This is a genomic window from Streptomyces tatrensis, assembly GCF_049310065.1.
GTDB lineage: Bacteria > Actinomycetota > Actinomycetes > Streptomycetales > Streptomycetaceae > Streptomyces.
In genome coordinates, this window is record NZ_JBMDLB010000007.1 from 2407908 (window position 1) to 2420278 (window position 12371).

Annotated in this window: 12 protein-coding genes; 4 read left to right on the plus strand and 8 right to left on the minus strand. The window is 72.0% G+C overall.

Going from position 1 to position 12371, the window contains the following annotated elements; genetic code table 11:
* Positions 1–28: 28 nt before the first annotated feature.
* From truB to rimP, 7 genes are all read right to left on the minus strand, one after another.
* Positions 29–937, minus strand: coding sequence for a tRNA pseudouridine(55) synthase TruB (truB, locus tag ACODT5_RS14095; RefSeq protein WP_422519493.1), 909 nt, complete (start codon positions 935–937; stop codon positions 29–31).
* Positions 937–1410 carry a 30S ribosome-binding factor RbfA gene (gene rbfA, locus ACODT5_RS14100; RefSeq protein ID WP_422519494.1) on the minus strand — a complete coding sequence of 158 codons (474 nt, stop codon included), beginning with the start codon at positions 1408–1410 and terminating at the stop codon, positions 937–939. The genes truB and rbfA overlap by 1 nt, the downstream gene beginning before the upstream one ends.
* 28 nt (positions 1411–1438) lie before the next feature.
* Positions 1439–1732, minus strand: a complete 294-nt coding sequence (locus ACODT5_RS14105) for a DUF503 domain-containing protein (protein WP_330298868.1) — start codon at positions 1730–1732, stop codon at positions 1439–1441.
* Positions 1733–1895: 163 nt separating this feature from the next.
* Entirely contained in the window at positions 1896–5060 is a 3165-nt protein-coding gene (gene infB, locus ACODT5_RS14110) for a translation initiation factor IF-2 (protein ID WP_422519495.1), read from the minus strand.
* 151 nt (positions 5061–5211) lie between these two features.
* A complete protein-coding gene (locus ACODT5_RS14115; RefSeq protein WP_422519496.1) occupies positions 5212–5499 on the minus strand; it encodes a YlxR family protein in 288 nt (95 codons plus the stop codon).
* Positions 5500–5689: 190 nt separating this feature from the next.
* On the minus strand, positions 5690–6802 hold the full coding sequence (gene nusA / locus ACODT5_RS14120) for a transcription termination factor NusA (RefSeq protein ID WP_422519497.1): 1113 nt from the start codon (positions 6800–6802) through the stop codon (positions 5690–5692).
* 2 nt (positions 6803–6804) lie between these two features.
* Entirely contained in the window at positions 6805–7302 is a 498-nt protein-coding gene (gene rimP, locus ACODT5_RS14125; RefSeq protein WP_266904030.1) for a ribosome maturation factor RimP, read from the minus strand.
* A 165-nt stretch (positions 7303–7467) separates the two neighbouring features.
* Between rimP and ACODT5_RS14130 the strand changes: the two genes are divergently transcribed.
* From ACODT5_RS14130 to ACODT5_RS14145, 4 genes are read left to right on the plus strand one after another with little or no spacing between them, the layout of a single operon-like run.
* Entirely contained in the window at positions 7468–8058 is a 591-nt protein-coding gene (locus tag ACODT5_RS14130; protein WP_422519498.1) for a hypothetical protein, read from the plus strand.
* Positions 8055–8522: a ferritin-like domain-containing protein gene (locus ACODT5_RS14135; RefSeq protein ID WP_422519499.1), complete on the plus strand. Its 468-nt coding sequence runs from the start codon at positions 8055–8057 to the stop codon at positions 8520–8522. Before ACODT5_RS14130 ends, ACODT5_RS14135 begins: the two co-directional genes overlap by 4 nt.
* A gap of 52 nt (positions 8523–8574) precedes the next feature.
* Positions 8575–9477 (plus strand): aminoglycoside phosphotransferase family protein, encoded by a 903-nt coding sequence (locus ACODT5_RS14140; RefSeq protein WP_422519500.1) that lies wholly within the window; start codon positions 8575–8577, stop codon positions 9475–9477.
* A gap of 42 nt (positions 9478–9519) precedes the next feature.
* Positions 9520–10464 carry a slipin family protein gene (locus tag ACODT5_RS14145; protein ID WP_422519501.1) on the plus strand — a complete coding sequence of 315 codons (945 nt, stop codon included), beginning with the start codon at positions 9520–9522 and terminating at the stop codon, positions 10462–10464.
* Between the two features lie 197 nt (positions 10465–10661).
* Here the strand turns inward: ACODT5_RS14145 and ACODT5_RS14150 are convergent, their stop codons facing one another.
* On the minus strand, positions 10662–12365 hold the full coding sequence (locus tag ACODT5_RS14150) for a proline--tRNA ligase (protein ID WP_422519502.1): 1704 nt from the start codon (positions 12363–12365) through the stop codon (positions 10662–10664).
* Positions 12366–12371: the final 6 nt, after the last annotated feature.

Sequence of the window (12371 nt, forward strand, 5' to 3'; positions counted from 1 at the left end):
GGCCGGTCAACAGCACCGAGGGAACGGATCACGCGAAGACGGCGAGCGATTTCGCCTTGCCGCCCTTGCTCTCCACGAGCCCGAGCAGCTGCCCGCCCGGCCCGTAGACCGCGACCGCCTTGCCGGGCTCGTACTCGTCCGGCATGTCGATCCGCACGCCGTTCGCCAGCAGCGACGCCCGCCGGGCGTCGAGCTCCCAGCGCGGGAACGCGGCAGCCGCCGCGTCGCCGATCGGCATGACGGTCAGCTCCTCCTGGAGCTGGTCGAGCGTGCGCGCCCGGTCGATCTTGTACGGGCCCACCCGCGTGCGCCGCAGCGCCGTGAGGTGCCCGCCGACGCCGAGGTCGGCGCCGAGGTCCCGCGCGATCGCGCGGATGTACGTACCGCTGGAGCAGACCACGGAGACGACGAGGTCGACGACCTTGGTGCCGTCCTCGGCCTCCGCCTCCCGCATGTCGTACACCTGGAACGAGGAGATCGTCACCGGGCGGGCCGGGATCTCGAAGTCCTCGCCGTCGCGGGCGCGCTTGTAGGAGCGCACGCCCTTGATCTTGATGGCGCTGACCTTGGACGGGACCTGCATGATCGGGCCGGACAACTTGGCGATACCGGCGTCCACGCCCTCGCGGGTGACCCCGGAGGCGTCCGTGGACGAGGTGATCTCGCCCTCGGCGTCGTCCGTCAGGGTGTTCTGGCCCAGCCGGATGGTGCCGAGGTACTCCTTCTCCGTGAGCGCGAGGTGGCCGAGGAGCTTGGTGGCCTTCTCGACGCCCAGGACCAGCACGCCCGTCGCCATCGGGTCGAGCGTGCCGGCGTGGCCGACGCGGCGGGTCTTGGCGATCCCGCGCATCTTGGCGACCACGTCGTGCGAAGTGAATCCGGACGGCTTGTCGACGATGATCAGGCCGTCCGGAGCCTTCCCTGCGTTGGTGCTCATTACGCGGATGCGTCCCCGTCTTCGTCAGAGCCGTCGGCGTCGTCTTCGTCCTCGTCGGGCTTCTTGTACGGGTCGGCTTCGCCGGCGTACTGAGCGCCCGAGGAGACCTCGCGCACCTGGGCGTCGGAGGTCCGCGCCTTCTCGAGGAGGTCCTCGATGCTCTTGGCGGTCTCCGGAAGGGCGTCCGCCACGAACGTCAGGGTCGGCGTGAACTTGGTCTGCGCCGCCCGGCCGACCGCGGAGCGCAGTACGCCCTTGGCGCTCTCCAGGCCCGCTGCCGCGCTGACCCGCGCCTCGTCGTCGCCGTACACCGTGTAGAAGACCGTGGCCTCCCGCAGGTCGCCGGTGACCCTGGTGTCCGTGATGGTCACGTGCGTACCGAGGCGGGGGTCCTTGACGCCGCGCTGCAGCTTCTCGGCCACCACCTCCCGGATGAGGTCCGCCAGCTTCTTCGCCCGCGCATTGTCGGCCACTGGTCCGTCTCCTTCTCAAGTCTTGCGGTCAGTCTTCATCACCGTGGAGCCGTCGCCGTACCGACAGCAGCTCCACTTCCGGACGTGCCGCGACCAGCCGCTCGCAGCGGTCCAGTACATCCGAGAGGAACCCCGTGTCCCCACTCACCAGAGCGACCCCTATGAGGGCCCTGCGGTGCAGGTCCTGGTCGCCCACTTCAGCCGCGCTCACAGAGAACTTGCGCTGGAGCTCGGCCACGATGGGCCGGACGACGGAGCGTTTCTCCTTCAGCGAGTGAACGTCGCCGAGGAGCAGATCGAAGGACAGAGTCCCCACGTACATGCAGTTCCGGATATCCCGCCGGTGCGGGTTCGGTGGCCTGCCGGCCGTCGCGCGGCAGGGTCATCAGAACCGTACACGCAACGGCCGGGGCCGATCGACGGATATTCCGCCGACCGGCCCCGGTGTTACAGCTGCCTACGACACGGTGCGAACCGCCTCGCGCTTACGCGCGGGGCTTCTCGCGCATCTCGTACGTCGCGATGACGTCGTCGATCTTGATGTCGTTGAAGTTACCGAGGTTGATACCGCCCTCGAAGCCTTCGCGGATCTCGGTGACGTCGTCCTTGAAGCGGCGCAGACCGGAGATGGTGAGGCTCTCGGCGATGACCTTGCCATCGCGCAGGAGCCGCGCCTTGGTGTTGCGCTTGACCTCGCCGGACCGGATGAGGACACCGGCGATGTTGCCCAGCTTGGACGAGCGGAAGACCTCGCGGACCTCCGCCGTACCGAGCTCGACCTCTTCGTACTCCGGCTTGAGGAGGCCCTTGAGAGCCGCCTCGATCTCCTCGATGGCCTGGTAGATCACCGAGTAGTAGCGGACGTCGACACCCTCGCGCTCCGCCATCTGCGCGGCACGGCCGGCCGCACGGACGTTGTAGCCGATGACGATGGCGTCGGAGCCCATCGCCAGGTTGATGTCGGACTCGGTGACCGCACCCACACCGCGGTGCAGGACACGGATGTCGACCTCTTCACCGACGTCGAGCTGGAGCAGCGAGGACTCGAGAGCCTCGACCGCACCGGACGCGTCGCCCTTGATGATGAGGTTGAGTTCCTGGACCAGACCGGCCTTGAGGACCGAGTCGAGGTCTTCCAGGGACACCCGGCGGACGCGCTTGGCGAAGTTGGCGTTGCGCTCACGCGCAGCACGCTTCTCGGCGATCTGACGGGCGGTGCGGTCCTCGTCGACGACGAGGAAGTTGTCGCCGGCGCCGGGGACGTTGGTGAGACCCAGGACCAGGACGGGGGTCGCGGGACCCGCTTCCTCGACGTTGTTGCCCTTGTCGTCGAGCATGGCGCGCACTCGGCCGTAGGCGTCGCCCACGACCATCGTGTCGCCGACGCGGAGGGTACCGCGCTGGACGAGGACGGTGGCAACGGCACCGCGGCCGCGGTCGAGGTGGGACTCGATCGCAATACCCTGAGCGTCCTGCTCCGGGTTGGCGCGCAGGTCGAGCGAGGCGTCGGCGGTGAGGACGACGGCCTCGAGCAGGGAGTCGATGTTCAGACCCTGCTTGGCGGAGATGTCGACGAACATCGTGTCGCCGCCGTACTCCTCGGCGACCAGACCGAACTCGGTGAGCTGACCGCGCACCTTGACCGGGTCCGCACCCTCGACGTCGATCTTGTTGACCGCGACGACGATCGGAACGCCGGCGGCCTGGGCGTGGTTGAGCGCCTCGATCGTCTGCGGCATCACGCCGTCGTTGGCCGCGACCACGAGGATCGCGATGTCGGTCGACTTGGCACCACGGGCACGCATGGCGGTGAACGCCTCGTGACCCGGGGTGTCGATGAAGGTGATCTTGCGCTCTTCACCGTTGACCTCGGTACCGACCTGGTACGCACCGATGTGCTGCGTGATGCCACCGGCCTCGCCCGCAACGACGTTCGTCTTGCGGATGGCGTCGAGCAGTCGGGTCTTACCGTGGTCGACGTGACCCATGACGGTCACGACCGGCGGACGCGGCATGAGGAATTCCTCGCCGCCCTCGTCCTCGCCGAACTCGATGTCGAAGCCCTCGAGGAGCTCGCGGTCCTCTTCCTCCGGGCTGACGATCTGAACGACGTAGTTCATCTCGCCGGCCAGCATTTCGAGGGTCTCGTCGGAGACGGACTGCGTGGCGGTGACCATCTCGCCGAGGTTCATCATCACGGCGACGAGCGACGCCGGGTTGGCGTTGATCTTCTCCGCGAAGTCGGTGAGGGAGGCACCGCGCGACAGGCGAACGGTCTCGCCGTGACCGCGCGGCAGCATGATGCCGCCGACCGACGGGGCCTGCATGGCCTCGTACTCCTGGCGACGCTGGCGCTTGGACTTGCGTCCACGACGCGCGGGACCACCGGGACGGCCGAAGGCACCCTGCGTGCCACCACGGGCATTGGGACCACCGGGACGCCCGGCGAAGCCGGGACGACCGCCGCCACCGGCACCAGCCGGACCGCCGCCGAAGCCGCCACCACCGGGACGGGGACCGCCGAAGCCGCCGCCACCACCCGGACGCGAGCCCGGACCGGCCGGACGACCGGCGAAGCCGCCGCCCGCGGGACGACCCGCGCCACCGGCGCCGCCGGGACGGGGACCACCGGCACCGGGACCACGGCCACCGGGGCCGCCACCGGGACGGGGACCGGGACCACCGGCAGCGGGACGCTGCGGCATCATGCCCGGGTTGGGACGGTTACCACCGGGAGCACCACCGGGACGCGGGGCGCCGCCCTGCGGACGCGGCATGCCGCCCGGGGTCGGACGACCAGCACCGGCACCCTGCGGACGCGGAGCGCCACCGGGGCCGCCCTGCGGACGGGGAGCGCCACCCTGGCGGTCACCGGCGCCGGGGGCACCGGGACGGGGAGCGCCGGCCGGACGGGGCGCCTGCGGGCGCGCCATGCCGGTGGAGCCACCAGAGGTGAACGGGTTGTTGCCCGGACGGGGACCGGCCGGACGGGCGCCCTGCGGACGCGGGGCCGAGGCACCGGGACCTGCGGGACGCTCGGTGCGCGCCGGAGCGGCACCGGCCGGACGCGGGGCGCCGGGACGGGCGCCGGGCTGGCCGCCCTGGGCCGCCGGACGCTCGGGGCGCTGCTGCGCCGGACGCGGACCGGGGGTCGCGCCGGGACCGGCGGGACGGTCGGTGCGCGCCGGGGCCGCGGCGGCCGGAGCCGCCGGGGGCGCGGAGAACTCGGTCGCCACGGGAGCCGCCGGAGCGGGCTTCGGGGCGGCCGGAGCCTTGGGACCGGGACGCGGGCCGCCGGGGGCGGCGGTCGGGGTCACCGGGGCGGGGGCGCTGACGGCCGGGGCCTCGGCAACGACCGGCTTGGGGGCCGGGGCGCCGGGCTTCGGGGCAGCGGGACGTGCAACAGCACCCGGGGTGGGAACCCCGGGCTTGGCGGGGGCGGCCTTGCGGGGCTCACCCGGCTTCGCAGCGGACTTGCCGGCGTTGCCGCCGGGGCCCTGCAAAGCATCGGTCAACTTGCGTACGACCGGCGCCTCGATAGTCGAGGACGCCGAACGGACGAACTCACCGAGTTCCTGGAGCTTGGCCATGACGACCTTACTCTCAACTCCGAACTCCTTGGCGAGTTCGTATACCCGGACCTTAGCCACTTCGCTCCTTTTAGGTCCGGGTTACGCCGGACCGTCTCTACTTCATGCTCGTACTCATCGCGTACTCATCGAGGGGTGCTCATCGCAATCTCGACCTACTTCCAACTCGCGAGGTACCTGACCGCACGGTGATCCGTGCCGTACTACGTGCTTACGGTGTCGCCTCGGCCTCATCGGCCAGGGCTTTGTGCAGCTCCGCCGCGTCGAACGGTCCTGCGGACTTGAAGGCCCGGGAGAACGCCCTACGGCGGACAGCCTGGTCGAGGCAGACCACGGCGGGGTGCACGTAGGCACCCCGGCCGGGCAGCGTACCGCGAGGATCGGAGACACATTTGTCACCGACCGCCACGATGCGCAGCAGATCGCTCTTGGCCGCTCGCTCCCGACACCCCACACAGGTGCGTTCGGGGCATGCGCGGGCTTGCGTCCGGCCAGACACGCTTAAGTCTACCTCCCCGCACCGACCTCACCCCTTCGGGCGAAAAATCGAACGGATGTTGTCGTGATCACCGGTGCCGGGTCCGGCCGCCGAAACCTCGGCGGCGGACAGCCGTGCACGTCGGGCAGGGCCCTTGTTCGACCCCCGCCGTTCTTGTGTACCGCCCGGACAGCTCCGGGCGGTAGCGGTTTTATTCCCCGCGGCGCTCGTCGCGACGGTCGTCGCGGCGCTCGTCCCGGCGGTCGTTGCCCTGGTCGCCGCGGTCGCCCCGGTCGTCGCGGCGCTCGCCGCGGTCGCCGCCACGGTCGCGGTCCTCCCCGTCCGAGGGCTGCTCGGTGTCGGGACGGATGTCGATGCGCCAGCCGGTCAGGCGAGCGGCGAGGCGGGCGTTCTGGCCCTCCTTGCCGATGGCCAGCGACAGCTGGTAGTCGGGCACGGTCACCCGCGCGGACCGGGTGTCCCAGTCCACGACCTCGACCTTGCTCACCCGGGCGGGTGACAGCGCGTTGGCGACCATCTCCGCCGGGTCGTCCGACCAGTCGACGATGTCGATCTTCTCACCGTGCAGCTCGGCCATCACGTTGCGCACGCGGCTGCCCATCGGGCCGATGCAGGCGCCCTTCGGGTTGAGGCCGGAGCGGTTGGCGCGGACGGCGATCTTGGTGCGGTGACCGGCCTCACGGGCGATCGCGCAGATCTCGACGCTGCCGTCGGCGATCTCCGGGACCTCGAGCGAGAACAGCTTCTTCACCAGGTTCGGGTGGGTGCGCGACAGGGTCACGGACGGACCGCGGACACCCTTCGCCACCCGCACGACGTACGACTTCAGGCGCAGTCCGTGCGTGTACTCCTCGCCGGGGACCTGCTCCTGCACCGGCAGCATGGCCTCCATCTTGCCGATGTCGACGAGGACGTTCTTCGGGTCCTTGCCCTGCTGCACCACGCCGGTGATGACATCACCCTCGCGGCCCAGGAACTCGCCGAAGGTCAGGTCGTCCTCGGCGTCGCGCAGACGCTGGAGGATCACCTGCTTGGCGGTCGTCGCGGCGATGCGGCCGAAGTCCGACGGGGTGTCGTCGAAATCTTTGGCCTCCTGGCCCTCTTCCAGGTCCCTCGGGTCCTCGGTCGCCCACACGATCACGTGACCGTTGGTGCGGTCGAGCACGACGCGTGCGCGCCGGAAGCTTCCCTCGGTGCGGTGGTACGCGATGAGGAGGGCCGACTCGATCGCTTCGACGAGCAGGTCGAAGGAAATCTCCTTCTCCCGAACCAGACCCCGCAGGGCACTCATGTCGATGTCCACGACTACGCCTCCTCTTCCTTCTTGTCCTTGCGGTTGAACTCGATCTCGACACGCGCCTTGGCGATGTCGGTGAATACGATGCGGCGGGCGGTCGCCTTGCGGCCCTTCACGCCCGGGACTTCGAGGTCCATGCCCTCGTCGTCGACGTCGAGGATGCGGGCGATCACTTCCCCGCCGTCCGACGTCTGGAACTTCACGAGCCGGCCGATCGCCCGGATGTAGTGACGGTGCTCGGTCAGCGGGCGGTCCGCGCCCGGCGAGCTCACTTCGAGGACGTACTCGTCCTCACCCATCGCGTCGGTCTCGTCCAGCAGGTCCGAGACCTCGCGGCTCAGCTCGGCGCACGCGTCCAGCTCCACGCCTTCGTCGGAGTCCACGATGATGCGCAGCATCCGGCGCTTGCCCGCCTTGGACGTCTCGATCTCCTCGAGGTCCAGGCCCTTGGCGGCGACGAGCGGCTCCAGCAATGCGCGCAGCCTGTCGCTCTGGGTGGTGCTCATCCGGGTGACTCCTCGGCCGCGTGTGCTGTTGTGGTTTCCGTCGTGCGTCAGGTCAAAGGGTATCCGGTCGCGGGGGGTGTTGCCGTCCGCGCTGTGGACGGGGCCCCGGGTACCGTGATCACACCCTGCCGGCCATCAGCCCGGCCAACACCGAAGGACGTCCCCGTGCCCTCGATCCTGCCGTCGCGAAGAGGCCTGCTCGCCGGTGCCGCGGGCATCGCCGGAGCCGCGCTGCTCAGCGGTTGCTCCGACGACGGGCCGCCCGCCGCGGCCCCCGAGGTTCCACTCGAACGGCGGATGCGTGAGACGGCCGTTCGTGAGAGCGAGCGACTGCTGGAACGTTACGACGCGACGGCCGCGGCCCATCCGGCCCTCGCCGTGCGCCTCGCACCGCTGCGCGCCTCGGTCGCGGCCCACACGGCGGCCCTCGCCGACGAGGGGTCCCGGTCCCCGGCTCCGTCGTCCTCGCCTTCCCGGTCCGCGGCCCCGGCCTCCTCCGCCTCCGCCTCGGCTCCCTCCTCCGCCGTCCCGTCCGGCGCCGCGGCCGCCGCTCCGGACGCTTCCGCCGCGGCGGTGCCCCCCGCGCCCGCCGACGCGCTGACCGCCCTCGCGGACGCCGAGCGGAGCCTGGCCGAGGCCCGGACGATCTCCCTGGCCGGCGCCCCCGGGGAGCTGGCCAGGATGCTCGCCTCGGTGGCGGCGTGCGGCCACGTGCACGCGTACCTGCTGACCTCGAACCCGGGAGCCTCCTCGTGACCTCCGCCCCCACTCCCTCCGCCTCCCCCGCCGGCCGGGTCCTGGAGGCGGCGCAGGCCGCCCTCGCCGCCGAGCACGCGGCCGCGTACGGCTACGGCGTGATCGGGGCCCGGGCCGGCGCCGCCCGCTCCGCCGAGGCCCGCGAGGCGTACGGCGGCCACCTCGCGCGCCGCGACGCGCTCGCCCGCACCGTGCGTGAGCTGGGCGGTTCCCCCCGCCCCTCGGAGGCCGCGTACACCCTGCCGTTCACCGTGCGCACGCCCGCCGACGCCGAGCGGCTGGCCGCCGGGATCGAGGACCGGGTGGCGGGCGCGTACTCCGATCTGGTGCGCGCCGCCGAGGGCCAGTTGCGCCGCGAGGCGGCTGACGCGCTCACCGCCGCGGCCGTGCGCGCGGCACGCTGGCGCGGTGTCGGCGTAGCCTTCCCTGGGCTCACGGAACGCGCGGACACACCGCGGACCTAGCGCGCAAGCATGCGCGACGAGCCCGGGCACAGCTGAAAGGGACCACGCACGCATGGCTTTCGAACCGCCGCAGCGGCTCGTACGGGCGCTCGGCGAGCTGCCGGAATCGGCGCACGTCTCGGACTGGCTGGGGCAGCTCCCCCAGCTGGCGGAGGGGGCGCTGGCCCGGCGCGGGGTGCACGCCCAGCGGGTCCAGGCCCCCGGCGGCCGCAGCAGCCTGGTCGTCCTCGTCCGGTACGCCGACGGGACCCCGGCCGCGCTGAAGCTGGCCCCGCCGGGGCTCCGGCCCGACCGGGAACTGGCCGCGCTGGCTCACTGGGGCGGCTTCGGGGCGGTCCGGGTCCTCGACACGCGCCACCACGAGGAGGACGGGGCGCTGCTGCTGGAGCGGCTGCACCCCGAGGTCTCGCTGCGCTCGCTGCCGGAGGCGAAGGCGCTGCTGGAGGCCTGCGGCACGCTGCGCAGGCTGTGGGTGGCCCCGGCGCAGGGGCACGGCTGGGAGACCGTCACCGAGCGGACCGCCGAGCAGGCCGAGGTGCTCCGCAAGGCTCCCCCGGAGGCTGCGGAGCTGGCCTCGGCGGCGCTGGCGGCCCGCGAGGAGCTGACGGCGGCGCCGGCCGAGGAGCTGCTGCTGCACGGGAACTTCCGGCAGGGCAAGGTCCTCTCCGGCGAGCGCGCCCCGTGGCTGGCGGTGGGCCCGGACCCGATGGTCGGCGAGCGGGCCTACGACCTGGCCCGGCTGGTACGGGACCGGCTGGAGGACCAGATGGCCTCCTCGGCGGGGGCCTCGGGCGCCCGGCGGCGGGTGAACAAGCTGGCCGACGCCCTGGAGGTGGACCGGGACCGGCTGCGGGGCTGGACGCTGTTCCGGGCCATCGAATCGGGCAACCGGGCGCTGGCCGCCGGCCGGCGGCGGGATGCGGAGCTGCTGCTGGAGTTCGCGGGCTGGTTGTAGGGCATACCGTAAGTACATAGGTGTGTCCGGCAGGGGGCCGTCATGGTCGAAGAACTGCTGACAGCGGCAATCGCCGCCGGTGTGGGCGTCGTGGTCTACGTGGGCGCCGCGGCCCGGGTGGTGAAGCAGTACGAGCGGGGCCTGGTCTTCCGCTTGGGCAGGCTGCGCGAGGAGATCCGGCCGCCCGGCTTCACGGTGGTCGTTCCCGTGATCGACCGGATGCGGAAAGTGAACATGCAGATCGTGACGATGCCGGTGCCCGCGCAGGAGGGCATCACGCGGGACAACGTCACGGTGCGGGTGGACGCGGTCGTGTATTTCAAGGTCGTCGACCCCGCCAGCGCGATCATCGCGGTCGAGGACTACCGCTTCGCCGTCTCACAGATGGCGCAGACCTCGCTCAGGTCGATCATCGGCAAGTCCGACCTCGACGACCTGCTGTCCAACCGGGAGATGCTCAACCAGGGCCTGGAGCTGATGATCGACAGCCCGGCAGTGGGCTGGGGCGTCGGGGTCGACCGGGTCGAGATCAAGGACGTGTCCTTGCCGGAGACGATGAAGCGGTCGATGGCCCGGCAGGCGGAGGCCGACCGTGAGCGCCGGGCCCGGGTCATCAACGCGGACGCGGAGCTCCAGGCCTCGCACAAGCTGGCCGAGGCGGCGGCGGTCATGTCCGACCAGCCCGCTGCGCTTCAGCTGCGCCTGCTCCAGACGGTGGTCGCCGTGGCGGCGGAGAAGAACTCCACCCTGGTCCTCCCGTTCCCGGTGGAACTGCTGCGCTTCCTGGAACGCGCGGCGCCTGCGCCTGCGGCCGCACCTCCGGGTACCCCGGCCCCTCCTGCGGCGATGCCGCCGGTTACCGCCGCGCCCGCTCCTGCAGCGGCGCCTCCGGACGCCGCTGCGGGGCTCGGCCCCGGGGCGGTCGCGGAGCCCTGCCTGGACGGATCCCCGCCGCCGCCCCCGGCAGAGCCGGACGGGCGTGGCTAGGCGCTGCGCGGAGCCGTCCCCTACCCGCCCTTCGCCCGTTCCCCGGGCTCCGCCCGGACCCCCTGGGGCTCCGCCCCAGAGCCCGCGCCTCAAACGCCGGCGAGGCTGGATGTATCCAGCCCGTCCGGCGTTTGAGGACCGGGTCCGGGCAGCGCCCGGTTTCGGGAAGGGGCGGGGTGGGGGAAGGCCCCGCAGGGCTACGCTCCGGCGGTCAGCCTGGCCAGGGCCTCGGCCAAGGGGAGTTCCTCGCGGGTGCCGGCGCGGCGGTCCTGGAGCTCGACCACCTCGTCCGCCGACCGGCGGCCCGCCACCAGGATCCACGGGACGCCGATGAGCTCCGCGTCGGTGAGCTTCACGCCGGGCGACAGGCCGGGCCGGTCGTCCAGCAGGACACGGAGACCCGCCCCGGCCAGGGACCGGGCCGCCGACTCCGCCAGCGCGAGCGGCACCGCCTTGCCCGCCGCCACCACGTGCACGTCGGCCGGCGCGACGGAGGCGGGCCAGCACAGGCCCCGCTCGTCCGCCGTCTGCTCGGCGAGCGCGGCCACCGCACGGGAGACGCCGATTCCGTACGAGCCCATCGTGACCCGGACCGGCTTGCCCTCCTTGCCGAGGACGTCGAGCCCGAACGCGTCGGCGTACTTCCGGCCGAGCTGGAAGATGTGCCCGATCTCGATGGCCCGGTCGAGCCGCAGCCCGGCGCCGCAGGAGGGGCAGGGGTCGCCCTCCTCGACGACGACCACGTCCAGGTACCGGTCCACCTCGAAGTCGCGCCCGCAGACCACGTTCCGCGCGTGCGTATCGGGCTTGTTGGCGCCCGTCACCCAGGAGGTGCCCGGCGCGATGCGGGGGTCGGCGAGGTAGCGGACCTTTTCCAGGCCCTGCGGGCCCACGTAGCCGCGTACGAGGTCGGGCCGGCCGGTGAAGTCCTCCGCCGTCACCAGCTCCACGACCGCCGGGGCCAGGTGCTCCCCGAGCTTGCCCAGGTCGACCTCCCGGTCGCCCGGTACGCCGACGGCGGTGATCTCGCCGTCCACCTTCACGAGGAGGTTCTTCAGCGTCGCGGAGGCGGGGACGCCCAGGTGCGCCGCCAGGGTCTCGATGGTGGGGGTGTCGGGGGTCGGGATCTCCTCCAGCGGGCCGTGCTCCCCCGCGGCCGGGGCCAGGGCGAAGGTGACCGCCTCCGTGTTGGCCGCGTAGCCGCAGGAGGGGCAGTCGGCGAAGGTGTCCTCACCGGCCGGGGCCGGGGCCAGGAACTCCTCCGACGCCGAGCCGCCCATCGCGCCCGAGACCGCCGACACGACCCGGTGGTCGAGGCCGAGCCGCTCGAAGATGCGTACGTAGGCCTCGCGGTGGAGCCGGTAGGACTCCGCGAGACCCTCGTCGGACACGTCGAAGGAGTACGAGTCCTTCATCTGGAACTCGCGGCCGCGCAGGACGCCCGAGCGGGGCCGCGCCTCGTCCCGGTACTTGGTCTGGATCTGGTACAGCATGACCGGCAGGTCCTTGTAGGACGTGCACTGGTCCTTGACCAGCAGGGTGAAGATCTCCTCGTGGGTGGGGCCGAGCAGGTAGTCCGCGCCCTTGCGGTCCTTGAGCCGGAAGAGCAGGTCCCCGTACTCCGACCAGCGCCCGCTGACCTCGTACGGCTCCTTCGGCAGCAGCGCCGGGAGCAGCACTTCCTGCGCCCCGATCCCGTCCATCTCCTCGCGGACGATGCGCGAGACGTTGTCCAGGACCCGCTTGCCGAGCGGCAGCCAGCTCCACACTCCGGCGGAGCTGCGCCGGACGTAGCCGGCCCGGACCAGCAGGCGGTGGCTGAGGGTTTCCGCGTCGGCGGGGTCCTCGCGGAGGGTCTTGGCCATGAGGCGGGACATGCGCTGCACGTGTTGCGTTGACATGACGGG

Coding starts and splice junctions, on each gene's coding strand:
- truB (WP_422519493.1), bottom strand. CDS start 937: ATGAGCACCAACGCAGGGAAGGCTCCGGACGGCCTGATCATCGTCGAC.
- ACODT5_RS14105 (WP_330298868.1), bottom strand. CDS start 1,732: ATGTACGTGGGGACTCTGTCCTTCGATCTGCTCCTCGGCGACGTTCAC.
- rimP (WP_266904030.1), bottom strand. CDS start 7,302: ATGAGCACCACCCAGAGCGACAGGCTGCGCGCATTGCTGGAGCCGCTC.
- ACODT5_RS14140 (WP_422519500.1), top strand. CDS start 8,575: ATGGCTTTCGAACCGCCGCAGCGGCTCGTACGGGCGCTCGGCGAGCTG.
- ACODT5_RS14145 (WP_422519501.1), top strand. CDS start 9,520: ATGGTCGAAGAACTGCTGACAGCGGCAATCGCCGCCGGTGTGGGCGTC.
- ACODT5_RS14150 (WP_422519502.1), bottom strand. CDS start 12,365: ATGTCAACGCAACACGTGCAGCGCATGTCCCGCCTCATGGCCAAGACC.